This is a genomic window from Enterococcus spodopteracolus (assembly GCF_030441955.1).
Lineage (GTDB): Bacteria > Bacillota > Bacilli > Lactobacillales > Enterococcaceae > Enterococcus_B > Enterococcus_B spodopteracolus.
Genome location: NZ_JARJHD010000128.1, coordinates 1 through 414, shown reverse-complemented (window position 1 = coordinate 414; position 414 = coordinate 1). Strand labels below are relative to the sequence as shown.

The following is a 414-nucleotide window of genomic DNA, read 5'->3' as shown; positions in this document are numbered from 1 at the left end:
TCTAAATCAGGTTGTACAGCATCTTGTTTGTTGCTCACAACTACACCGATGATATACGCAAACTCATTCTGGATGGCGACCCCTTCTTCATCAGTTGTTTCGTCAGTTGTATTTTCTTTGACTTCTTCTATCCGTAAGCCACCAGCTAAGAAGCCGTCGAATGCTTCTTTAGGCATCTTCAGATCTAGCGTCACCGTTTTCGTTTCGTTACCACCAAGCTCGATGATTTCGGGTTGCTCGATCAACTCACCTAGTGAATGCTGGAGTGTGGGATCTGCTTTTTCTGCGTCTTGTCCGTATTCGACGACCCCCATCACGTTCGTATACGCAGTATGTGGCGTAATTTTGATTTTCTTTGCTTCGGCATTGGCGTTTTGTAGTTTCAATGTCAACTTTTCTGTCGCATCTGGCGCA

1 protein-coding gene is annotated in these 414 nt (G+C 45.2%); it reads right to left on the bottom strand.

Translation table 11 applies throughout. The features are described 5' to 3' along the window. Nucleotides 1-414, bottom strand: a 414-nt coding sequence (locus tag P3R27_RS14895; RefSeq protein WP_301399203.1) for a DUF916 domain-containing protein, incomplete at both ends; no start/stop codon positions are given.